The sequence below is a fragment of the Micrococcus sp. TA1 genome (assembly GCF_014199555.1).
Lineage (GTDB): Bacteria > Actinomycetota > Actinomycetes > Actinomycetales > Micrococcaceae > Citricoccus.
Genome location: NZ_JACHNW010000001.1, coordinates 1,801,254 through 1,823,169, shown reverse-complemented (window position 1 = coordinate 1,823,169; position 21,916 = coordinate 1,801,254). Strand labels below are relative to the sequence as shown.

Here is a 21,916-nt window from a genome sequence, read left to right as displayed (position 1 = left end):
CCATGCGCATCCCGCTGTCATGGCTCCGTGAGTACGCGCAGGTCCCGGCGGACGCCACCGCCGAGGACGTCATGGCCGACCTGGTGAGGGTCGGCCTCGAGGAGGAGGACGTCCACCGTCCGCTGGACGGGATGTCCGGACCGATCGTGGTGGGTGAGGTGCTCGAGAAGGTGCCCGAGCCGCAGTCCAACGGCAAGACCATCAACTGGTGCCAGGTCCGGGTGGCCCCCGAGGGCCGGCCGCAGCCGCTGTCCGGCGAGGGCATCGACCCCTCCGGCGTCCAGGGCATCGTGTGCGGCGCGGACAACTTCGAGGTGGGGGACAAGGTCATCGTCACCCTGCCCGGGGCCGTGCTGCCCGGGGACTTCCGGATCTCCCCGCGCAAGACCTACGGGCACGTGTCCGCCGGCATGATCGCCTCCGCCCGCGAGCTCGGCCTCGGCGAGGATCACGACGGCATCATCGTGCTCTCATCCCTCGGCTTCTCCCCGGAGCACGGCAACGACCCCGAGGCCGGCACCGACGTGTTCGACCTGCTGCACCTGCGCGACGAGGCCGCGGAGATCAACGTCACGGCGGACCGCGGTTACGCCTTCTCCATCCGCGGCGTGGCCCGGGAGTACAGCCTGGCCACCGGTACCTCGTTCACGGACCCGGCCTCCCTGGTCACCGCCCCGGAGGCCGACGGTGACGGCTACCCCGTCCGCCTCGAGGACCGGGCGCCCATCTACGGGGTGCCCGGCTGCGACCGCTTCGTGGCCCGCACCGTGACGGGCATCGACCCGACCCGGCCGACCCCGCCGTGGATGAGCGCTCGCCTGCGCCTGGCCGGCATGCGGTCGATCTCCCTGGCCGTGGACATCTCCAACTACGTCATGTGGGAGCTGGGCCAGCCGCTGCACTTCTACGACGCCGACACCCTGCAGGGTGACATCGTGGTCCGCCGGGCCCAGGAGGGCGAGCGGCTGACCACGCTGGACGGCAAGGACCGCGCGCTCTCCGCGGAGGACCTGCTGATCACCGACGACCGTGGGCCCATCGGCCTGGCCGGCGTCATGGGCGGCGGGGAGACCGAGGTCTCCGAGGCCACCACCACCGTGCTGATCGAGTCCGCGCACTTCGACCCGGTGTCCATGGGCCGGACCCGCCGCCGGCACCGGTTGCCCTCCGAGGCCTCCAAGCGCAACGAGCGCGGCGTGGACTGGGAGGTCGCGGACGAGGCCGCCGAGCGCGCCGTCCAGCTGCTCGTCGAGCTCGCCGGGGGGACCCCCGGCCCGGGCATCACGGACGTCGGCACCCGGCCCGAGCCGACCGTCGTCGAGCTGCCGGCATCCTTCCCCGCGGCCGTGATGGGTGTGGAGTACACCGAGGAGCAGATCGAGCGGACCCTGACGGACCTGGGGGCCACGGTGGAGAAGACCACCGCGGCACGGCCGGGTCCCGACGGCGGCGCCGCCGGGACGGTCTTCACCGTCACCTCGCCGCCGTGGCGCTCCGACCTGGAGATCCGGGAGGACCTGGTCGAGGAGATCGGCCGGCTGGTCGGTTACGACGAGATCCCCTCCACCGTGCCGGTGGCGCCTCCCGGGCGCGGGCTGACCCGGCCCCAGGCGGACCGCCGCCGCGTGCTGCAGGGCCTGGCCGATGCCGGTCTGACCGAGGTGCTGGCCTACCCCTTCGTCTCCGCGGCCCAGAACCGGTTCTTCGGGTCCGCCACCGCCGAGGAGGGCGAGGCCCAGCGCATGGTGCACCTGGCCAACCCGATCTCCGCGGAGTTCGGCTACCTGCGCACCTCACTGCTGCCCGGCCTGCTGGAGATCGCCCGGCGCAACCACTCCCGCGGCTTCCGCGACCTGGCCCTGTACGAGTCCGGTTCGGTGTTCCTGCCCGGTGAGCACCTGGGCAGCGCCTCGATCCCCCCGCTGGGGGCGCGGCCCGCCGACGAGGTGCTGGCCGGCCTCGAGGCGGGCATCCCCGACCAGCCGCGCCACGTGGCGGCCGTGTTCACCGGCCACGACTCGGTCGCGGGGCCCGGTCACGCCCCGCGGGCCTGGGACTGGCAGGACGCGATCGGGACCGCGCTGGACGTGGGGGCGCTCCTGGGCGTGGAGCTGACCGTGACCCAGGGCCATCACCAGGCGTTCCACCCCGGACGCACCGCCCGGCTGTCCCTGGCCGGCGGTGACGGCACCGTCGTCGGGGTGGCCGGCGAGTTGCTGCCCACGTGGCTCGAGTCCGCGGACCTGCCGGCCCGGACCGTGGCCCTGGAGCTGGACCTGGATGCGCTGATCGCGGCCGCCGCAGGCGTGGTGGTGGCCCAGACGCTCTCCACCTTCCCCCCGACCAGCCAGGACGTGGCACTCGTGGTGCCGGCCGACACCGTGGCCGCGGAGGTGCTGGCCACCCTGCGCGAGGGCGCCGGGGAGCTGCTGGAGGACATCTCCCTGTTCGACGTGTATGCCGGACCGGGCGTGCCGGAGGGGCAGAAGTCCCTGGCGTTCTCGCTGCGGTTCCGCGCCCCGGACCGGACCCTGACCGCAGACGAGGCCTCCGGGGCCCGCGCCGCGGCCACAGCCCTGGCCGCCGAGCGCCACGGCGCCGTCCAGCGCTGAACCGGGCGGGTCGACGTCGTGACCGGGCCGGGGTGGCACGTGGTGGTCACCGGCCCTCGCGCCGGTGACCAGCGGCGCGAGGCCCTGGACTACCTGGCGGTGTCCCTGGGGCACCGGCCGGGCACCTTCGAGGTGGAGCACCGCTGCCCGGCCTGCGGGTCCGCCGAGCACGGAGCCCCGGTCCTGCGGTACAGCAGGCTGGCGCTCCGCCGGCACGGCCCGGACGCCGTGGACCCGGCCCGTGCGCTGCCGGCCGTGAGTTTCAGCCGGTCCCGCGGCTGGCTCGCCACGGCCTGGCTGGACGCCGCCCTGGTCGCGGACGGATGGCGGATCGGCGTGGACATCGAGGAGCTGGGGTCCTCGGCGTTCGCGACGGCGGACGAGCTCGGTGCCGTCGGCTTCTCGGTGGCCGAGGCCTCGGCCATCGCCGGTTTGCCTCCCGCCGACCGGCCCCTGGCGCGGGCACGGCTCTGGTCGGCGAAGGAGGCCCTGGTCAAGGCCCGGGGGACCGGCTTCCGGGGTGATCCGGCGGGGGTGCCGCTGGTCCCCGCCGATGAGGGACCCGATGATCCCGACGTCGAGGACCCCGGGCTGACGTGGGCGGTTCCGGGGGCGCCGGGGGCGGTGGTCTCGGCGGACCCGTACTGGCCCGGGGGATCCGCGCCCGAGGGGCTGGTCGGTGCCGTGGTGGTGCTACCACCAAGTAGTTAGCAGGTTTGTTAACTCCCTCGTCATGACCCACTGGGGCCTGTGTGTACGATGTGCTCAGACCACGACCACGGACACTGACATGCGGCCGGCGGCACTCTGATCTGCCCGGGCCGGCGGGAGGAACACCTTATGGCGGAAGCATCCGGCAACAACGCCGACCGGCCGTACCGGCAGTACCTGGACGACGTCCTCGCCGCGGCCTCGCCGGGGCTCGAGGAGGTCGTCAACTCCAAGGCCTTCGGGCACATGCTCTCCCAGACCGCCGGTAACCTGGTGGCCCTGCACCGGCTCGGCAATGACGCCCTGGACCTGGTGATCCGCAACGCCCGGCTGGCCGGCCGCTCCGACGTCACCTCCCTGCACCGCCAGCTGTCCCGCAACGAGGACAAGCTCGAGATGGTCCTGGAGAGCGTGGAGCGGCTCGAGGACGAACTGGCCGAGGAGCGCCGCCGCAACGCCGCCCTCGTGGAGGAGGCCGCCGAGCGCGACGCCGCGGCCCCGGCCCGGCCCGCCCGCCGGACCTCCCGGTCCACGGGTGCCGCGTCCCGGTCCACCACCGGCGACGCCGACCAGGGGAAGTGATCGGCGTGGCGTCGATGTTCCGGGACATGCTCCGCCTGCCCGCCACGCTCCTGGAGTACTCGAACATCCAGCTGACGACGCCGGACGCGGTCGTGGGCGCCACGCCCAAGGACGTGGTGTGGACCTACCGCAAGACCACCCTGTACCGGTACCGGAGCAATCGGCGCACCCATCCGGTGCCGATCCTGCTGACGTTCGCCCTGATCAACCGGCCCGACATCTTCGACCTGCGGCCCGGCAACTCCTTCGTGGAGTTCCTGCTGGCGGAGGGCTTCGACGTCTACCTCGTGGACTGGGGCTACGCGGACGAGGAGGACGCGGACACCGGCCTGGAGGACTACGCCCTGACCTACCTGCCCCGGGCCGTCCGGGAGGTACGGCGCAGCAGCGGCGCCGAGGAGATCACGCTGATCGGCTGGTGCATCGGCGCGGCGCTCAGCGGAATGTACCTGTCCGTGACTCCCGATGCCCCGGTGCGCAACTGGGTCCCGCTGACCATGCCCTTCGACGCCAGCAACTCCACCTACGAGGCCATGCTCGGCAACGAGGAGCTCGACACCGACTGGCTGGAGCAGCACGCCGCGTACCTGCCGGGCGCGTACGTGGACACGGTGAACAAGTTGCTGAAGCCCGTGCCGAATTACATCGGGACTCCGCTGCGGCTGTTCCGCCAGGTCCAGGACGGCACCGCGGACAAGGCCTCGTACCAGCCGATGGCCAAGTGGGTGGCCGACAACCCGAACTTCGCCATGCGCGCCTTCCGGCAGTGGGTGACCTGGGTCTACAAGGAGAACCGGCTGGCCACCGGCCGCATCCGCCTGCGGGGGCACCGGGTGGACCTGTCCAGGATCCAGCAGTCCATCCTGGTCGTGACCGCCTCGAGAGACCACATCGCGCCCCGTGACGGGACCCTGCCGCTGCTCGACGTCCTGACGAGCCCGGACGTGGACCACCTCGACGGGGTCGGTGGCCACATCGGCCTGATGGCCGGTTCCCGCGCCAAGGGGGACATCTGGCCCCGCATCCGTGACTGGCTCGAACCCCGCAGCCAGGACCGCCGCTCCGACTGACTGTCGGACGTACCATCCCATCCCCGGAGGAGAGCCACTTGACAGCTCAGAACCAGACCAACGGAGTCCGCGGCAGCAAGCTGGCCGATCGCGTGGCCCTCGTCACCGGCGGCACGCGCGGCATCGGCGCCGCCATCGCCCGCAGCCTGGCGCAGCAGGGGGCCGCGGTGGCCCTCGGCTACGGCGGTGACACGGGCCGCGCCGAGCAGTTCCTCCGGGAGATGCAGGAGACCTTCCCGGAGGGGCGGTTCTCGATCCACCAGGGCAACGTGGCCAAGGCCGATGACTGCCGGGCGACGATCGACGCCGTGGTCGCCGAGCACGGCAAGCTCGACATCCTGGTCAACAACGCCGGGATCACCCGTGACAAGACCGTCCTGAAGATGGAGGACGACGACTGGGACGCCGTCATCCAGGTCAATCTCTCCGGCACCTTCTACATGGCCCAGGCCGCGCTGAAGCACATGCTGGAACGGGGCACCGGACGGATCGTCAACGTGTCCTCGATCATCGGCGAGATGGGCAACATCGGGCAGGCCAACTACGCCGCCTCGAAGTCCGGCCTGTTCGGGCTGACGAAGACGCTGGCGCGGGAGGCGATCTTCCACCTGCAGCGGGCCGGCAAGCTCAACGACGACTCGATCGGCGTCACCGTCAACACGGTCACTCCGGGCTACGTCAACACGGAGATGGTCGAGGCGGTCCCGGAGAAGGTCCTGGAGAAGATCAAGGGCAACATCCCCATGGCCCGGCTGGCCCACCCCGACGAGATCGCGCGCGTGGTGCACTTCCTCGTGGCCGACAAGTCCTCCTACATCACCGGGCAGATCTGGGGCGTCAACGGCGGCATGGACATGTGAGACGGTGGCCTGCAGTACCGGCTTGCAGAGGTTAGCAAGACCCTGCTAACTTTGTTAACGCAGGCAGGTCCACCGCTGCCATCGACATCAACCCAAGGAGACATCATGGCTGCTGCCAACCCCAATGCCACCAATGCCACCAACGCTGCCGCTGACAACGCCAACCGCATGGCCGAGGAGGCCACCAAGCGCTTCGAGGAGAACACCGAGCGCATGAAGGAGTTCAACTCCGCCGTGGCCGAGTCCACCAAGGCCGGCAGCCGCACCGTCGTCGACAACTACGAGAAGGCCGCCAAGTCCTTCTTCGAGATGCAGCGCCAGATCGCCGGCACCTCCCAGAACGAATGGATGAAGAACACCGCGAACACCCAGATCCAGTTCTCGGAGGAAGTCACCAACGCCTGGATCAAGGCTGCCCGCGAACTGCTCAAGTGACCCGGTCGGCGTCCTGCCGATCCTGCGCTGACGAACGGCCCCGTCGAGTTTCGACGGGGCCGTTCGACGTCTGGACCATAGACGATGGGGCCATTCGACGTTTGGACCATAGACAATCCCGTACTGGCGCGTAGGATTCAACGTCAAGTGACGCGCGTCACCCGCTCGTCACCCGCTCGTCATCCGCACGACACATGAGCCATGTTTCCCAAGGAGTCCCCGTGTACACCTCGTCTCATCGTCCCGCCACCCCCGGCATCACCGATTCCCTCATCTCCGGCACCTTCGGCACCTGGACAGCACTGAACAAGTTCGCCCTCGACTACTGGAGGGACGCCTGGCAGCGAGGGGCGACCCCGCTGGACGTGGCCGGTGACTTCGTCACGTGGGTGTCCGCCATGTCCGACCGGCGCCGCCCGCCGTGGGCCCACCAGAACACGGTCCTGCGCGAGTGGCCCATTGCCCGCCTGCGTGACTTCTCCGCGGCGGACGCGCCCGCGGACATCCTGCCCACGGTGATCCTGCCGCCGCAGGCGGGCCACGACTCGAGCATCGTCGACTTCGCCGACACCCAGAGCCAGGTCATCACGGGCCGGGACAACGGCTGTTCCCGGATCCTGGTCCTCGAGTGGATCGGTGCCACCCAGGAGACCAAGGACACGGGTATCGACGACTACATGGCCCTGTTGCGGGAGGTCACCGACCTCCTGGGGGGCAAGGTCAACATCGTCGGTGACTGCCAGGGTGGCTGGCTGGCCACGATCTTCGCGGCCACGCACCCGGAGCGGGTGAACACGCTGGCCATCGCCGGCGCCCCGATCGACTTCCACGCGGGAGAGCCGCTGATCCATGAGTGGCTCCAGCACCTCACCCCGAGGGGTGACCTGTCGTACTACCGTTCGGTCGTGGAGGCCAATGACGGCGTCCTGCCGGGGCGGTTCCTGCTGGACGGCTTCAAGGCCCTGCAGCCGGACCAGGAGGTCAGCCGCGTGCTCGAGCTGGCGACCCACCTGCGCGATCCCGAGCACATGGAGCGCTACCGCAAGTTCGAGGACTGGTTCCAGTGGACCCAGGACCTGCCCGGCGCCTTCTACCTGTGGGTCGTCGAGCACCTGTTCATGCGCAACTCCCTGACCAAGCGCCAGCTCGAGGTCGAGGGCAAGATCGTGGACCTGGCCAACATCTCGTGCCCGCTGTTCCTGATGGCCGGACAGACGGACCACATCACCCCCGCGGACCAGGTCTGGGCACTGGCGGACCACGTCTCCACCCCCGCCGACCGGATCGGCCGGCAGTCCTCCGAGAGCGGCCACCTGGGCCTGTTCATGGGCCGCGACTCGCTGGAGAACCACTGGAAGGTCATCTTCGCCGAGATGGGGGCCCTGTCCAACAGGACGCCGGAGGACGATCCCGAGGTCCTGACCGATGAGCCGACCCACAAGCGCCCCACCCGGCGGGGACCGCGCAAGGCCGCCACGAAGGTCTCGGTCGCCCAGGCGGTCCCCACCGGTTCCGTCGACTGACGCGCTCTCAGCCCGGGCTGGCTGCGCCGGCCGGGTCGTCGCCCTCAGGGCCGGCGTCCCGGCCGGCGTCACCCTCGTTCGCGCGGACGAACGACCGGTAGATCTCCGTCAGGGAGGCCCGCTGGGCCGTGGTGAGCTCGCTGGCGGCCTGGATGGCCGCCTCCAGGCCACTGACGGTTCCGCCGCCCTCGCCCGGCCCGTAGAGGTCGTGCACGTTCACCCCCAGTGCCGTGGCGATCCCGGCGGCCACGGCCTCGGAGGGGGCGCGCAGCCCGCGCTCGATCTGGGACAGGTAGGGGTTCGATATCCCCACCATGGCCGAGACCTGTCGCATGGACATGTCGGCCAGCTTGCGTTGCTGGCGGATGTACGCGCCCGCCAGCCGGCGTTGTTCCTGAGTGCTCACGCATCCATCTTACGAAGTCCCGCGCCGCGGGGACGCGGGGAAGGGCGGCAGGCTCTGCTGGCAGAGCCAGGGGCGCAGCACCTCGGAGGCGTGCCCGGCGGGGTGGCCCGCCGCCGCGGCGTGCCGGTCGGCGTGGGCGAGGAACATCGCGGTGTCCACGGTGGCATGCCGGTGCTCGCGGACCCAGGCGCGCAGCAGCTCCGCGAACACCTCCTCGCCGAGATCCTGGCGCAGAGCGAACAGGGCCATGGCGCCACGCTTGTAGATGCGGTCGTCGAACATCAGCTCGGGGCCGGGGTCGGCCACCACGAGGTCCTGGTCCTTACCGGACAGGCCCCGCCAGGCGGTGCGGGCGTAGGAGGACAGGGCACCGCGGCCGGACTCGGCGCCCCACAGCCACTCGCTGTAGCAGGCGAAGCCCTCGTGGAGCCAGATGTCCTTCCACTGACGCAGCGTCAGGGCGTTGCCGAACCACTGATGGGCCAGCTCATGGGCCACGAGACGTTCGGCGGCCCACGACCCGGTCAGGTGGTTCGAGCCGAAGATGGACAGAGAGGCGGCCTCGAGGGGGATCTCGAGCGGGTCGTCCGTGACGACGGCGGTGTAGCGGGCGAAGGGGTACGGGCCGAAGTGCCAGCTGAAGCAGGCCATCATCTCCGTCTGCAGGCCCAGCACCGCCTGGGCGCGGTCCTGCAGCGCCGGGGAGGCGGCCAGGAAGACCGGCGCGGCGTGGTCCGGCCACTCCTCGTGGCGCCCATCCTGCTGCCTCTCGTCCCGCCCGGGCAGCAGCCCGTCCAGCAGGCCCTGGACCGCCTCGCGGACGGGCCCCGGGGCGGGGCGCCGGCCGGGGGTCCGCTCGGGCACGGCCACCAGCTGGTACCGGCCGATCTGCACCGTGACGAGGTAGGTGGGCGCAGGCTCGCGCAGCTCCCAGGTCCATTCCTCGCGCGAGGACCGGCGGCGGTGCCCGGTGGGCAACCCGTTGCAGACCGGGAGGTAACCCGCGTCGGTGCTGATGGTGAAGTGGTAGGTCGACTTCACCGAGGGGTGGTCCACGCAGGGGAACCAGGTGGACGCCCCGTTGGGCTGACCGGCCACCAGCACGCCGTCCTCCAGTTCCTCCCAGCCGATCTCGCCCCAGGTGCCGTGCATCATCCGCGGGACCCCCGAGTAGGTGACCTGCAGGGTCAGGGGAGTGCCGGCGTCCAGCGGCGAGGCCAGGTCGATCACGAGCCTGCTGTTGCGCGTGGCGTACTTGGTGACCTTCACGGAACGGTCCCGGGAGACCGCCGTGACCCGGGTCGCCGAGAGGCCGTGCAGGTCCAGCTCGATCCTCTTGGCCCGGTTCAGCAGGGTGCCCTCGAGACGCGCCGTGCCCGAGACCCGGTTGGCGGCCAGCTTCACCTCGAGGGTGAGGTCGTAGTGGCCGACGCCGTAGTCCGGGGTTCCCGATCCGGGGAGGTAGGGATCGGGGATGGCCGGTCTGACGTCACTCACGGGTGGGTCTGCTCCTGACGGTCTCGGGGGTGGTCCTGGGCGGGCCGGTCTGATGGATCCGCGGCGGTCCGGGCCGCGGCCTTCTGCGCCTTCGCGGCCCTCGCCGCAACAGCCCGGGCCGCCTTGGCCTCCCGGCGTTCCAGGCGCGTGATCGCGGCGGCCAGGCCCTTCACCTTCGGGCCCTTCCACGGTGCCACGGGGTTGCCGATCCACCAGGTGTGTCCCGGCACCATCTCACCGCGCATCACCAGCGATCCGGCACCCACGGTACCGCCGTCACCGATCGAGGCGGCCGGGAGGATGACGGAGTTCGGTCCCAGGGTCGCGCCGTCGCCGAGCCGGACGGTGTCGATCGACATCACCCGGTCGTGGAACAGGTGGGTCTGGACCACGCAGCCGCGGTTGACGGTGGAGGAGTCACCCAGGGTGACCAGGTCCGCCTCCGGGAGCCAGTAGGACTCACACCACACACCGTGGCCGATCCTCGCACCCAGTGCCCGCAGCCACCACACGAGTGACGGCGTTCCCGAGGACAACCGGCCGAACCAGGGGGCGGAGACCATCTCGATGAACGTGTCCACCACCTCGTTCCGCCAGATGAACGAGCTCCACAACGGGTGCTCGCCGGCAGTGATCCGGCCGACGAGGACCTTCTTGGCAAGCACCGAGGACCCGGCGGCCAGCGCGCCGGCCAGCATCAGCACCACTCCGCCCAGCAGCACGGGCAGCCACCAGCCACCCGGGCCGGCCCCCTCTGCGGCCCCACCGCCGAGCTGGGCCAGTCCCTCCAGGGCGAGGGCCACGAGGACGGCGATGACGGTGGAGACCCAGACCGGGATGCTGCGGAGCAGTTCCCATCCGGTGCGGGCGCGCTTGAGGGCGGCCGGGGGGTCGTAGGTCAGGGCATCCTCGGCCTCGACCTCGGTCCGTCGCAACCGGACGGGCGGGGAACCGAGCCAGGAGGAGCCGGCCTTGGTCTTCTTCGGCGTGGCGGACAATACCGCCACGAGGGAGTTCCTGGACAGCTTGCGGCCGGCGGCCACCATGCCGGAGTTGCCCACGAACGACTTCCGGCCGACCCGGGCCTGGCCCACGTACATCCAGCCGCGCTGGAGCTCGTAGGAACCCACCATCGTGTCGTCCGCCAGGAAGGCGTCATCCCCGATCTGGGTCAGGGCGGGCTGCAGGATGACGGTCGAGGCCTCGACGTTGGTGCCCACCTCGGCGCCCAGCCAGCGCAGCCACACCGGGGTGAAACGGGAGGCATAGAGCGGGAACAACAGGTCCCGCGCCGTGTCCATCACCCGCTCGGTGGCCCAGAGCTGCCAGCCGACCCGCGAGCGCACGGCGTGGTAGCCCTCGCTCACGCCCACCGAGAGCAACCGGACGACGACCACGGTGAAGGCCATGTTCAGCCCGAACCACACGATCGCGAGCAGGGGGCTGACCGCCAGCAGGCGCCAGCCGGAGCCGAAGAGCGTCTCGGGGGCCGCCCCGGCGCCACCGGGCTGCCAGTCGGGCCACCAGGTGAGCGACCACAGCCCCAGCAGGGCGGCCAGCGCGGCCGCGGCGAACGGCAGCAGCGCCACGAACCCGGACCCGACGGCGGACAGGGCGAGCCAGCCGGTGGCCCGCGGCGGGTCGATGTTCGGCCCGGAGTACTTGGCCTTGCCCAGGCGCTGGGCCGGGGACCCGGCGTAGTCGAGCCCGTCCTTGACGCGGCCGGACACGGTGGACCCGGGCTGGACCCGGGCGCCCGTGCCGATCGAGGCCCCGGGCATCAGCGTGGAGCGGGACCCGATCACGGCGTCCGGGCCGATGCTGATCCTGCCGATGTGCACGACGTCCCCGTCGATCCAGTATCCGGACAGGTCGACCTCGGGCTCCACGGAGGAGCCGTCCCCGAGCTCGAGCAGGCCGGTCACGGGCGGCACCGAGTGCAGGTCGACGTTCCTGCCGATCCGGGCACCGAGCAGCCGGGCGTAGGTGGGCACCCAGAGCGCTCCGCCCAGGGAGACGGGGTCCACCAGGTCGGAGACGTGCTGGGCGAGCCACAGGCGCAGGTGGACCTTGCCGGAGCGCGGGTAGGATCCCGGGATCACCCCGCGCAGCAGCCACCGGGCGGCCACGACCGAGATGAGCATGCGGCCCGGCGGGGCCACGAAGACCAGCCAGGCGGCCAGGATCCACCACCAGGACACGGTGGGGGCCCCGGGCAGGATGCCCCAGCCGGCCGCCAGGTTCGACCCGGCGGCCAGGTACACCACCCAGCGCATGGCCACGAGGATCACCAGCGGGATGCCCATCAGGGTCTGGAAGACCTGGGCCTTGCGCGTGGTGCGGACCACGGGCCGCGGTTCGACCGGCTCGGCCGGCTCGACCGGACGGCCGTCGTTGCCGGTGACGGCCTCCAGCAGGGCACCGGCCCGCGGGTGCGCATAGATGTCCCGCACGGTGACGGTGGGATAGCGGACGCGCAGGCGGGAGACGAGTTGGGCGGCGGCCAGCGATCCGCCGCCGGAGGTGAAGAAGTCGGTGTCCAGGTCATCCGGGGCGACGCCGAGCACCTCGGTCCACTGGGACAGCACCCAGCCGCCGGGGGACCCCGGGTCCACGGGCAGGTCCGCGTTCGGTCCGGACCCGGAATGCCCCGAGCCCTGTCCGGCCTGGCCGGGCAGGGGCCAGGGCAGTGCCTTGCGGTCCACCTTGCCGGAGGTCTTGGTCGGCAGGGTCTCGACGGTCACCAGCCGGGGCACGAGCGCCCCGGGCAGCTCGGCCTCGAGCCGGGTCCGGAAGGCCTTCAGGTCGGGTTCCGGGGCCGACGGTGACATGGCCAGATAGCCGATGAGCAGCTGGGTCCCGGCCGGTGTCGTCTGGACGGCCGCCGCGCCGCCGGCGACGCCGGGCAGGGACTGCAGGGCGGCGTCGATCTCGCCGAGTTCGATGCGGCGTCCGCCGAGCTTGACCTGTTCATCGGCCCGGCCGGCGAACAGCAGGCCCTCCGGGTCCCACACCACGAGGTCACCGGAGCGGTAGGCGCGGTCCCAGCCGAGGGTGGGCATCGGGGCGTACTTCTCGGCGTCCTTGGCCGGGTCCAGGTAGCGGGCCAGGCCCACGCCGCCGATGATCAGCTCACCGGTCTGGCCCTCGGCCACGGGGATCCCGGTGGCCGGGTCCACGACGGCCAGGTCCCAGCCGTCCAGGGGCAGGCCGATGCGCACCGGGCCCGTGCCGTCCATCCGTGCGGCGCTGGCCACGACGGTGGCCTCCGTGGGGCCGTAGGTGTTCCACAGCTCCCGGTCGTCCTCGGCGAGGCGGGCCGCCAGCTCGGGCGGGCAGGCCTCGCCGCCGAAGATCAGCAGGCGGACGTTCTCCAGGGCCTCCGGGGGCCACAGGGCGGCCAGGGTGGGCACGGTGGAGACCACGTTGATGGACCGGGACACCAGCCAGGGCCCGAGGTCCATGCCGGAGCGCACCAGTGACCGGGGCGCGGGGACCAGGCAGGCGCCGGAGCGCCAGGCCAGCCACATCTCCTCACACGAGGCATCGAACGCCACGGAGAGTCCGGCCAGCACCCGGTCGCCCGGGCCGAGGGGATCGTCCGGAAGGAAGATCCGCGCCTCCGCGTCCACGAAGGCCGCCGCGCTGCGGTGGCTGACGGCGACGCCCTTCGGGGTGCCGGTGGACCCGGACGTGAAGATGATCCAGGCGTCGTCTCCGGGCTCCGCCGGCCGTGCTGCGGGGAACGGCTTGGGCCGGGCCGAGGAGGTCCGGACCGTGCCCCCGCCGCTGAGGATGGCGGCCACCCGGGCCTCGGAGAACACCAGGCGCGCCCGTTCCTCGGGGTCATCGGCGTCCACGGGCACGTAGGCCGCACCGATGTAGAGCGTGGCCAGGATGGAGACGTAGAGGTCCACCGTGCCGGAGGGGATCCGGATGCCGATCCGGTCCCCGGCGCCGAGGCCGGCCTCGTGCAGGGCACGCCCCGTGGCCTTGACCTCGTCCAGCAGCTCGGCATACGACAGGACGGTCTCCCCGTCGTCGAGCGCCGGGGCCTCCGGGTGCTGTTCTGCGGTGGACACGAGCACGTCCACGAGGGTGCGGACCGGAGGAGCCTTGGCGGCGGCGGGCAACTGGGGCTGGTGCGTGGACACGGCGGGGCTCGGCCTGCTCTCGTCAGAGGTGGATGCTGGGAAACGACAAAAGAATGCGTGCCAGTTTATCGTGTTTCCGCCCCACCGGCCCGGTGGTGCGTGTCACTGGGGCAGGAGCAGGGACTTCCCCGTGGTCCTCCGCCCCTCCAGATCCTGATGGGCACGGCCCGCCTCCGCCAGCGGGTAGGTGGCGCCCACCCGGAAGGACAGCGAGCCGTCGTCGAGCGCGGAGAACAGCTCCCGGGCCCGCCAGCGGGTCTCCTCGGCGGTGCGAGTGTAGAACGCCAGCGACGGGCGCGTGACGAACAGTGACCCGGCGGCGTTGAGACGCTGCAGGTCGAAGGGAGGCACCTGGCCCGAGGAGCCGCCGAACAGCACGAGCATGCCCCGGACCCGCAGGGACCGCAGGGACTCCTCGAAGGTGTCCTTGCCGACGCCGTCGAACACCACGTGCACGCCCTCACCGCCGGTGAGCTCGCGGACCCGGTCCGCGAAGCCGGAGTAGTCGAGGACCTCGCTGGCACCGGCCTGCCGGGACAGCTCCTTCTTCTCGTCCGAGGACGCGGTGGTGATCACGGTGGCGCCCAGGGACACGCACAACTGGGTGAGCAGGAGTCCGACGCCCCCGGCCCCAGCATGGATCAGCACCGTGTGCCCGGGCTCCACCGGGAAGGTGGAGCGGCACAGGTAGTGGGCGGTCATCCCCTGCAGGGGGATCGCCGCCGCCGTGACGGGATCCACGCCGGACGGGACCGGCAGGAGCTGCTCGGCCGGTGCGGTGAAGAACTCGGCGTAGGTGCCCGAACCGGCGGCGGTGGCGACGAGGTCGCCGACGGAGACCCCGTTCCCGACGCCGGAGCCCACGGCCACGACCGTGCCCGATCCCTCCGAGCCCGGGACGAACGGGTGCGGCATCCGGTAGACGCCGGACCGCTGGTAGGTCTCGATGAAGTTCAGGCCGGCTGCCGCGGTGCGCACGAGCACCTGACCGGAGGCGGGGGAGGGAACGGGGACCTCGGTCCAGCGCAGGACCTCGGGACCGCCGGAGGCGTCGACGCGGATGGCGTGCTGGGTGGTGGGCACAGGGTTCACCGTCATGGTGCCCACCGTAGTCGTGGGCACCGACCGGTGCGAGGGTCCGGATCCACGATGGCCCTGTCTGCATAAATATTGGCAGGTCTGCATACTTCCCCTATCATGGGCGCATGAGCCTGAAAGTCGCCGTGTCCGGAGCCAGTGGCTACGCCGGGGGAGAGGTCCTGCGCCTGCTGCTGGGCCATCCCGAGGTCGAGATCGGGGCCATCACGGCCCACTCGAACGCCGGGGAACGCCTCGGTGCCCTGCAGCCGCACCTGCACGCGCTCGCCGACCGGGTGCTCCAGGAGACCACCGCCGAGGTGCTCTCGGGGCATGACGTCGTCTTCCTCGCCCTGCCGCACGGGGCCAGTGGCGGCATCGCCTCCGAACTGGAGGCCCGCTCACCGGGCACCCTCGTGGTGGACGCCGGGGCGGACCACCGGCTGGAGTCGGCCGAGGCCTGGCAGCGGTTCTACGGTTCCGGGCACGCCGGGACCTGGCCGTACGGCCTGCCCGAACTGCCCGGACAGCGGGAGCGGCTGACCGGCGCCACCAGGATCGCCGTCCCGGGCTGCTACCCCACCACCTCCCTGCTGGCCCTGGCCCCCGGGTTCACCGCGGGGCTGCTCGAGCCGCGGGACGTGGTGATCGTGGCCGCGTCCGGGACCTCCGGGGCCGGCAAGTCGCTCAAGCCCCACCTCCTGGGCAGCGAGGCCATGGGGTCGATGAGCCCCTACGGCGTGGGCGGGGGCCACCGCCACACCCCCGAGATCGAACAGGGGCTGTCCCAGGCCGCCGGGGAACCCGTCACCATCTCCTTCACCCCCACCCTGGCGCCGATGCCCCGGGGGATCCTGGCCACGGCCACCGCACGCTACCGTCCGGGGGTCTCCGCCGAGCAGATCCGGGCGGCGTGGCAGCGGGCCTACGACCACGAGGCCTTCGTGCACCTGCTGCCGGAGGGCCAGTGGCCGACCACCGGCTCGGTCCTGGGCTCGAACCACGTGGTGATGCAGTTGGCCGTGGACGAACACGCCGGACGCGTCATCGTCACCGCCGCCCTCGACAACCTCGCCAAGGGCACCGCCGGAGGCGCCATCCAGTCCATGAACCTCGCCCTCGGCCTCCCGGAGGACTCGGGCCTGACCCAACAGGGGGTTGCACCATGAGCGTCACCAGTGCACTCGGCTTCCGCGCGTCCGGCGTGGCCGCCGGACTGAAGTCGACCGGGAGACCGGACGTCGCCGTCGTCGTCAACGAGGGTCCGGACCGCCACGCGGCCGCCGTCTTCACCACCAACCGCGTGGCCGCCGCCCCGGTGCAGTGGTCCCGGCAGGCCGTCAGCGACGGCCGGGCCGATGCCGTGGTGCTGAACTCCGGCGGGGCGAACGCCTGCACGGGCGCACCCGGCTTCCAGGACACCCATGCCACGGCCGAGCGCGCGGCAGAGCTGCTGGGCGTCTCCGCCGGAGACGTCCTGGTGTGCTCGACCGGGCTGATCGGGGAGCGACTGCCCATGGACCGGCTGCTGACCGGCGTCCAGGACGCCGTCGACGCCCTGTCCGCCGACGGGGGGCCGGCCTCGGCCGAGGCGATCATGACCACGGACACCGTGCCGAAGACCCACGCGATCGGCGGGGACGGTTACACGATCGGCGGCATGGCCAAGGGGGCGGGCATGCTGGCCCCGGGGCTGGCCACCATGCTCGTGGTGCTGACCACGGACGCCGTGCTGGAACCCGGCACCCTGGACGGTCTCCTGCGCGAGGCCACGCGCACCACCTTCGAGCGGGCGGACTCCGACGGGTGCATGTCCACCAACGACACCGTCATCCTGCTCTCCTCCGGGGCCTCGGGCACCACCCCCGAGCCAGGTGAATTCCAGGAGCGGCTGCGGGCGGTCTGCGCCGACCTGGCCCGCCGGCTCATCGGCGACGCCGAGGGAGCCAGCCACGACATCGCCGTCGAGGTGGTCAACGCCGCCTCGGAACAGGACGCGGAGGAGGTCGGCCGCGCCGTGGCCCGGTCCAACCTGTTCAAGACCGCGATCTTCGGCAAGGACCCCAACTGGGGCCGCGTGCTCTCCGCCGTGGGCACCACGCGGGCCGCGTTCGAGCCGGAGGACCTGGACGTGGCCATGAACGGCGTGCAGATCTGCCGCGGCGGCGGCATCGGTGAGCCGCGCGAGCTGGTCGACCTCGAACCCCGCGAGGTGCACGTGCTCATCGACCTGCACGCCGGGGACCAGCGCGCCACCATCTGGACCAACGACCTCACGCACGAGTACGTGCATGAGAACTCCGCCTATTCGAGCTGAGGGAGCGACCGTGACCGCACAGGAAGCCACCGGACCGGACCGGGACCGGGCGACCGCCAAGGCCGGGGTGCTGATCGAGGCCCTGCCCTGGATCCAGCGCTTCGCCGGGACCACCATGGTCATCAAGTACGGCGGCAACGCCATGGTCTCCGAACCGCTGCGCCGGGCCTTCGCCGAGGACATCGTCTTCCTGCACCACTGCGGGATCCACCCCGTGGTGGTCCACGGCGGCGGGCCGCAGATCAACGCCATGCTGGACCGGCTCGGCATCGACTCCGAGTTCCGCGGCGGGTTGCGCGTGACCACGGCCGAGGCCATGGACGTGGTGCGGATGGTGCTGACCGGGCAGGTGGGCCGCGAGCTGGTCGGACTGGTCAACGGCCACGGCCCCTACGCGGTCGGGATGTCCGGTGAGGACGCCGCGCTCTTCCGGGCCGTGCGCACCGGCACGGAGGTGGACGGCGAGGACGTCGACCTCGGGCTGGTGGGTGAGGTCACCGGCGTCAATCCCGTGGCCATCCGCGACCTGATCGACAACGGCCGGATCCCGGTCGTGTCCTCCGTGGCCCCGGAGATCGGCCCGGACGGCGTCCCCACCGGGGACGTGCTCAACGTCAACGCGGACACGGCGGCCGCCGCGCTGGCCGTCGCGCTGGGCGCGGCCAAGCTCGTGGTGCTCACGGACGTGGAGGGACTGTACGCGAACTGGCCGGACCGGGACTCACTGGTGTCCTCCATGACGGCCTCCGAGCTGCGGGCGATGCTGCCCGGGCTGCAGTCCGGGATGATCCCGAAGATGACCGCCTGCCTGAACGCCGTGGACGGTGGGGTCCCGCAGGCCCACATCGTGGACGGACGCGAGCCGCACTCGATGCTGCTGGAGATCTTCACCGCAGCCGGGGTGGGCACCCAGGTGCTGCCCGACGCCCCCACTGAGACAGGAGCCCCATGACCTCGCCCGACTCCAACGCCGGTTACCTCGACCGCTACGGCCACGCGCTGACCGGGGTCTTCGGCGCACCCAGCACGGTCCTGGTCCGCGGCGAGGGTGCCAACGTCTGGGACGCCGACGGCCGGCGCTACACCGACTTCCTCGGTGGGATCGCCGTCAACGCGCTCGGCCACGCCCACCCGGCCCTCGTGCAGGCGGTGACCACGCAGCTCGCGACGCTGGGACACGTCTCCAACCTCTTCACCTCCGGCCCGCAGGTCGACCTGGCGGAGCGGCTGCTGGAGCTGTCCCGCGCGCCGGAGGGTTCCACCGTGTTCTTCGCGAACTCGGGCTCCGAGGCCAACGAGGCCGCCCTGAAGCTGGCCCGACGCCACGGTGGCGAGGACCCGTCCGGCCGGCGCACCCGGGTCATCGCACTGCGCAAAGCCTTCCACGGCCGCACGATGGGTGCGCTGTCCATGACCTACAAGCACGCCTACCGCGAGCCGTTCGAACCACTCGTGCCGGGCATCGAGTTCATCGAGGGCGGGGACGTGGAGGCGCTGCGGGAGGCTGTGGACGAGACCGTGGCCGCCGTCGTCATCGAACCGGTCCAGGGCGAGTCCGGGGTGCACGGCTGGCCGGCCGGGTACCTCCAGGCGGCGCGGGACCTCACCCGCGAGCACGGGGCCCTGCTGATCTTCGACGAGGTCCAGACCGGCGTCGGGCGGACCGGTCACTGGTTCGCCCATCAGTCCCCGCAGGTCACGGGGCAGGATGACCCGGTGATCCCGGACGCCATGACGCTGGCCAAGGGCCTGGGCGGGGGCATCCCGATCGGCGCGATGGTCAGCTTCGGTGCGCGGACCTCCTCCCTGCTGACCGCCGGACAGCACGGCACCACCTTCGGCGGCAACCCCGTGGCGACCGCTGCCGCCCTGGCGGTGCTGGGCGTCATCCAGGACGAGGACCTGCTGGCCCACGTGCGGCGCCTCGGCGCACGCCTCGCGGAGGCCCTGCGGGGTCTCGGCCTCGTCACCGGGGTGCGCCAGTACGGGCTGCTGGTCGGCGTGGACGTCACCGCCCCGGCCGGGTCCCCGGTGCCCGACGGCGGCCTGGCGCCGGCCATGGTGCGCGCCGGCCTGCGGGCAGGGTACCTGCTCAACGCCACGGGGCCGGACACGCTGCGCCTGGCACCGCCGCTGGTGATCGGCGACGACCTGGTCGACGCCCTGATCGCCGACCTCCCGAGCATCCACGCCGCCGCGCTGGCGGAGGCCCCGGCCCCGTCCGGCCAGGGCGGTTCCGACCTGAGAACCCAGGAGACCCACTGATGAGCCCTGCACCGGTCCACACACCGAATCCCGCCCTGCGCCACTTCCTGGTGGACACCGACCTGACGCCCGCCGAGCAGTCCGAGGTGCTGGACCTGGCCCAGGAGATGAAGGCCGACCGGTTCCTGCACCGGCCCCTGGCCGGGCCGCAGACCGGGATCGTCTTCTTCGACAAGACCTCCACCCGGACCCGGGTGTCCTTCGCCGCCGGGATCGCCGACCTCGGCGGCCAGCCGTTGATCGTGAACCCCGGTGAGTCCCAGCTGGGGCACAAGGAGACCATCGCGGACACGGCCGCCGTGCTGTCCCGGATGGTGTCCGTGATCGTGTGGCGCACCTACGCCCAGTCCGGCCTCCAGGAGATGGCCGAGAACGCCACCGTCCCGGTGATCAACGCCCTCTCGGATGACTACCACCCGTGCCAGTTGCTGGCCGACCTGCTGACGGTGCGTGAGCACAAGGGCCGCACCCAGGGCCTGGTCATGACCTACCTGGGCGATGCGGCCAACAACATGGCCAACTCCTACCTGCTGGCCGGGGTGACGGCGGGGATGCACGTGCGCATCGCCGGGCCCGGGTCCTACCTCCCGGACCCGGCGGTCGTGGCCGCGGCGGAGGAGCGCGCGGCACAGACGGGCGGGTCGGTGCTGGTCACCACGGACGCCGTGCGGGCGCTGTCCGGGGCCGACGTCGTCGTCACCGACACCTGGATCTCGATGGGCCAGGAGGCCGAGAAGGAACAGCGCCAGGACCTGTTCCGGGATTACGCCGTGGACTCCGCCGCGATGGCCCAGGCCGCGCCGGACGCGATCTTCCTGCACTGCCTGCCGGCCTACCGGGGCTTCGAGGTCTCCGCGGAGGTCCTCGACGGCCCGCAGTCCGTGGTCTTCGACGAGGCCGAGAACCGGTTGCACGCCCAGAAGGCGCTGATGGCCTGGCTGCTGTACCGGTCCGGCCTGGCGACGCCGCCGCAGGGTCGATGAGCGCCCCGTCCACCAAGACCGCCCGCCAGGCCGCCATCAAGGACGTCCTGGCCGAGGTGGCCGTGCACAGCCAGTCCGAACTGCTGGACAGGCTGCGCTCCCGCGGGGTCTCGGTGACCCAGGGGACGCTGTCCCGCGACCTGGTGGAACTGGGCGCCTACCGCGTCCGCAGCGACGGCGGCCAGCTGGCCTACGCGGTGCCTCCCGAGGGCCCGGTGGCCGGGGATGCTCCGGGCCACCGGGCCCCGGAAGCGATGGAGCACCGCCTGGCGACACTGTGCCGCGAGCTCCTCGTCTCGGCGGAGTCCAGCGGGAACCTCGTGATCCTGCGGACCCCGCCGGGGGCCGCGCAGTTCCTGGCCTCCGCCATCGACCAGTCCCGGCTGCCGGATGTCCTGGGGACCATCGCCGGTGACGACACCATCATGATCGTGGCCCGGGCCACGGACGGGGGAGTGGCCGTGGCCGGCCGGTTCCTCGGCTACGCGGGCTGACGGCTGATCCTGCCGTCAGGCCGGGCGGATACCAGGCACCGTTCCCGACGACGCCGGACACGCCGACGCCGGCCGAGGTGACTAGGCCGGCGTCGGTCGTGGTGCCACGGGGCGGCGTCCGGGAGGACCCGTGTCGGTGTCACATGCCGGGGACGGCGAAGACCTCGTCCTTGGCGGGCATGTCGACCGGCTCCACGGCGTCCCAGTCGGAGAAGTCCACGGTCCCGGTTCCGGCATCCGGGCTGGCGCTGGCCTGGGGGGAGGCCGGGGTCGAGGCGTCCGCCGACCCGCCCTCACCCTGCCCGGCCTGGTCGACCTCCACGCGGACGAGCCTGTTCTCCTGGGTGATGTAGATGGCCACCGGTTCACCGTTCTCGGCGCTGGTGCCGGAGTACTTGTAGACCTCCTCGCCGTTGTGCTCCACGACCTCTGAGGTGTACTCCGAGTCCTGGAACTGGTCGGAGCCGGGGATGTCCTCACTGACGCTGGACCAGAAGCTGGACATGGTGAAGCCGCCGTCCTCCGCGGGCATCTCCAGCCACTTCTCGCCCACGAGTTCCTGCAGCCCGGCGCCGCCCATCTCCTGGTAGAAGGCGCCATTGGGCTTCAGGTAGGTCTTCTCGGCGTTGCCGATGACCTCGACCTGCGCATCGCCCATGGAGACGGAGCCCGAGTAGGAGGAGTCGTCGATCTGACCGGACATCGCCACGGACATGTCCTGCCCGCCCTGGGTGACGTTGCCCTCGATGGCCACGGACTTGGCGTTCTGGATGGACTGGCTCACCTCGGGCCACACGTCCTCGAGTGCGGGGGCGCTGGTGCCGCAGCTCGAGAGGGTCAGCGCCGCGGCCGCGCCCAGTGCGGTGATGCCCAGGGCGCGGAACCGGCGGCGGACGGGGGTGTGGCTGCTGGTGGTCTGAGGCATGGATG

18 protein-coding genes are annotated in these 21,916 nt (G+C 71.8%); 13 read left to right on the top strand and 5 right to left on the bottom strand.

Annotated elements, in window-relative coordinates:
- The first annotated feature begins 2 nt into the window (after positions 1 to 2).
- The 7 genes from pheT to GGQ69_RS07890 all read left to right on the top strand — a co-directional run bounded on the left by pheT (position 3) and on the right by GGQ69_RS07890 (position 7,793).
- Positions 3 to 2,612: a phenylalanine--tRNA ligase subunit beta gene (pheT, locus tag GGQ69_RS07920; RefSeq protein WP_183526813.1), complete on the top strand. Its 2,610-nt coding sequence runs from the start codon at positions 3 to 5 to the stop codon at positions 2,610 to 2,612.
- A 42-nt stretch (positions 2,613 to 2,654) separates the two neighbouring features.
- Entirely contained in the window at positions 2,655 to 3,323 is a 669-nt protein-coding gene (locus tag GGQ69_RS07915; protein ID WP_324589898.1) for a 4'-phosphopantetheinyl transferase superfamily protein, read from the top strand.
- Positions 3,324 to 3,452: 129 nt separating this feature from the next.
- Positions 3,453 to 3,905 (top strand): hypothetical protein, encoded by a 453-nt coding sequence (locus tag GGQ69_RS07910; protein WP_183526810.1) that lies wholly within the window; start codon positions 3,453 to 3,455, stop codon positions 3,903 to 3,905.
- A gap of 14 nt (positions 3,906 to 3,919) precedes the next feature.
- Positions 3,920 to 4,975 carry an alpha/beta fold hydrolase gene (locus tag GGQ69_RS07905; protein WP_141566051.1) on the top strand — a complete coding sequence of 352 codons (1,056 nt, stop codon included), beginning with the start codon at positions 3,920 to 3,922 and terminating at the stop codon, positions 4,973 to 4,975.
- Positions 4,976 to 5,013: 38 nt separating this feature from the next.
- Positions 5,014 to 5,835 (top strand): beta-ketoacyl-ACP reductase, encoded by an 822-nt coding sequence (locus tag GGQ69_RS07900; protein ID WP_183526806.1) that lies wholly within the window; start codon positions 5,014 to 5,016, stop codon positions 5,833 to 5,835.
- A gap of 105 nt (positions 5,836 to 5,940) precedes the next feature.
- A complete protein-coding gene (locus GGQ69_RS07895; protein WP_183526803.1) occupies positions 5,941 to 6,270 on the top strand; it encodes a hypothetical protein in 330 nt (109 codons plus the stop codon).
- A 221-nt stretch (positions 6,271 to 6,491) separates the two neighbouring features.
- The gene (locus tag GGQ69_RS07890) at positions 6,492 to 7,793 is read left to right on the top strand and encodes an alpha/beta fold hydrolase (protein ID WP_183526800.1); all 1,302 of its coding nucleotides are present in this window, start codon (positions 6,492 to 6,494) and stop codon (positions 7,791 to 7,793) included.
- 7 nt (positions 7,794 to 7,800) lie between these two features.
- On the opposite strand, the gene GGQ69_RS07885 is transcribed toward GGQ69_RS07890, so the two are convergent.
- The 4 genes from GGQ69_RS07885 to GGQ69_RS07870 form a co-directional block, all read right to left on the bottom strand.
- Positions 7,801 to 8,199 carry a helix-turn-helix domain-containing protein gene (locus tag GGQ69_RS07885; protein ID WP_221243366.1) on the bottom strand — a complete coding sequence of 133 codons (399 nt, stop codon included), beginning with the start codon at positions 8,197 to 8,199 and terminating at the stop codon, positions 7,801 to 7,803.
- Between the two features lie 9 nt (positions 8,200 to 8,208).
- A complete protein-coding gene (locus tag GGQ69_RS16840) occupies positions 8,209 to 9,696 on the bottom strand; it encodes a M1 family metallopeptidase (protein ID WP_183526796.1) in 1,488 nt (495 codons plus the stop codon).
- Positions 9,693 to 13,850 carry a Pls/PosA family non-ribosomal peptide synthetase gene (locus GGQ69_RS07875; protein ID WP_183526793.1) on the bottom strand — a complete coding sequence of 1,386 codons (4,158 nt, stop codon included), beginning with the start codon at positions 13,848 to 13,850 and terminating at the stop codon, positions 9,693 to 9,695. The genes GGQ69_RS16840 and GGQ69_RS07875 overlap by 4 nt, the downstream gene beginning before the upstream one ends.
- Before the next feature lie 102 nt (positions 13,851 to 13,952).
- Complete coding sequence (locus GGQ69_RS07870) at positions 13,953 to 14,948, bottom strand: quinone oxidoreductase (protein WP_183526790.1); 996 nt, start codon at positions 14,946 to 14,948, stop codon at positions 13,953 to 13,955.
- 107 nt (positions 14,949 to 15,055) lie between these two features.
- Between GGQ69_RS07870 and argC the strand changes: the two genes are divergently transcribed.
- From argC to GGQ69_RS07840, 6 genes are read left to right on the top strand one after another with little or no spacing between them, the layout of a single operon-like run.
- On the top strand, positions 15,056 to 16,096 hold the full coding sequence (argC, locus tag GGQ69_RS07865) for an N-acetyl-gamma-glutamyl-phosphate reductase (protein WP_183526787.1): 1,041 nt from the start codon (positions 15,056 to 15,058) through the stop codon (positions 16,094 to 16,096).
- Entirely contained in the window at positions 16,093 to 17,244 is a 1,152-nt protein-coding gene (gene argJ, locus GGQ69_RS07860; protein ID WP_183526784.1) for a bifunctional glutamate N-acetyltransferase/amino-acid acetyltransferase ArgJ, read from the top strand. Before argC ends, argJ begins: the two co-directional genes overlap by 4 nt.
- A 10-nt stretch (positions 17,245 to 17,254) precedes the next feature.
- The gene (argB, locus tag GGQ69_RS07855; RefSeq protein WP_183526781.1) at positions 17,255 to 18,196 is read left to right on the top strand and encodes an acetylglutamate kinase; all 942 of its coding nucleotides are present in this window, start codon (positions 17,255 to 17,257) and stop codon (positions 18,194 to 18,196) included.
- Positions 18,193 to 19,509, top strand: coding sequence for an acetylornithine transaminase (locus GGQ69_RS07850; protein ID WP_183526778.1), 1,317 nt, complete (start codon positions 18,193 to 18,195; stop codon positions 19,507 to 19,509). Before argB ends, GGQ69_RS07850 begins: the two co-directional genes overlap by 4 nt.
- A complete protein-coding gene (gene argF, locus GGQ69_RS07845; protein ID WP_183526775.1) occupies positions 19,509 to 20,492 on the top strand; it encodes an ornithine carbamoyltransferase in 984 nt (327 codons plus the stop codon). The genes GGQ69_RS07850 and argF overlap by 1 nt, the downstream gene beginning before the upstream one ends.
- Positions 20,489 to 20,986, top strand: a complete 498-nt coding sequence (locus GGQ69_RS07840) for an arginine repressor (protein ID WP_183526772.1) — start codon at positions 20,489 to 20,491, stop codon at positions 20,984 to 20,986. The genes argF and GGQ69_RS07840 overlap by 4 nt, the downstream gene beginning before the upstream one ends.
- A 139-nt stretch (positions 20,987 to 21,125) precedes the next feature.
- Here GGQ69_RS07840 and GGQ69_RS07835 read toward each other — a convergent pair whose 3' ends face one another.
- Positions 21,126 to 21,911, bottom strand: coding sequence for a hypothetical protein (locus GGQ69_RS07835; RefSeq protein WP_183526769.1), 786 nt, complete (start codon positions 21,909 to 21,911; stop codon positions 21,126 to 21,128).
- Positions 21,912 to 21,916: the final 5 nt, after the last annotated feature.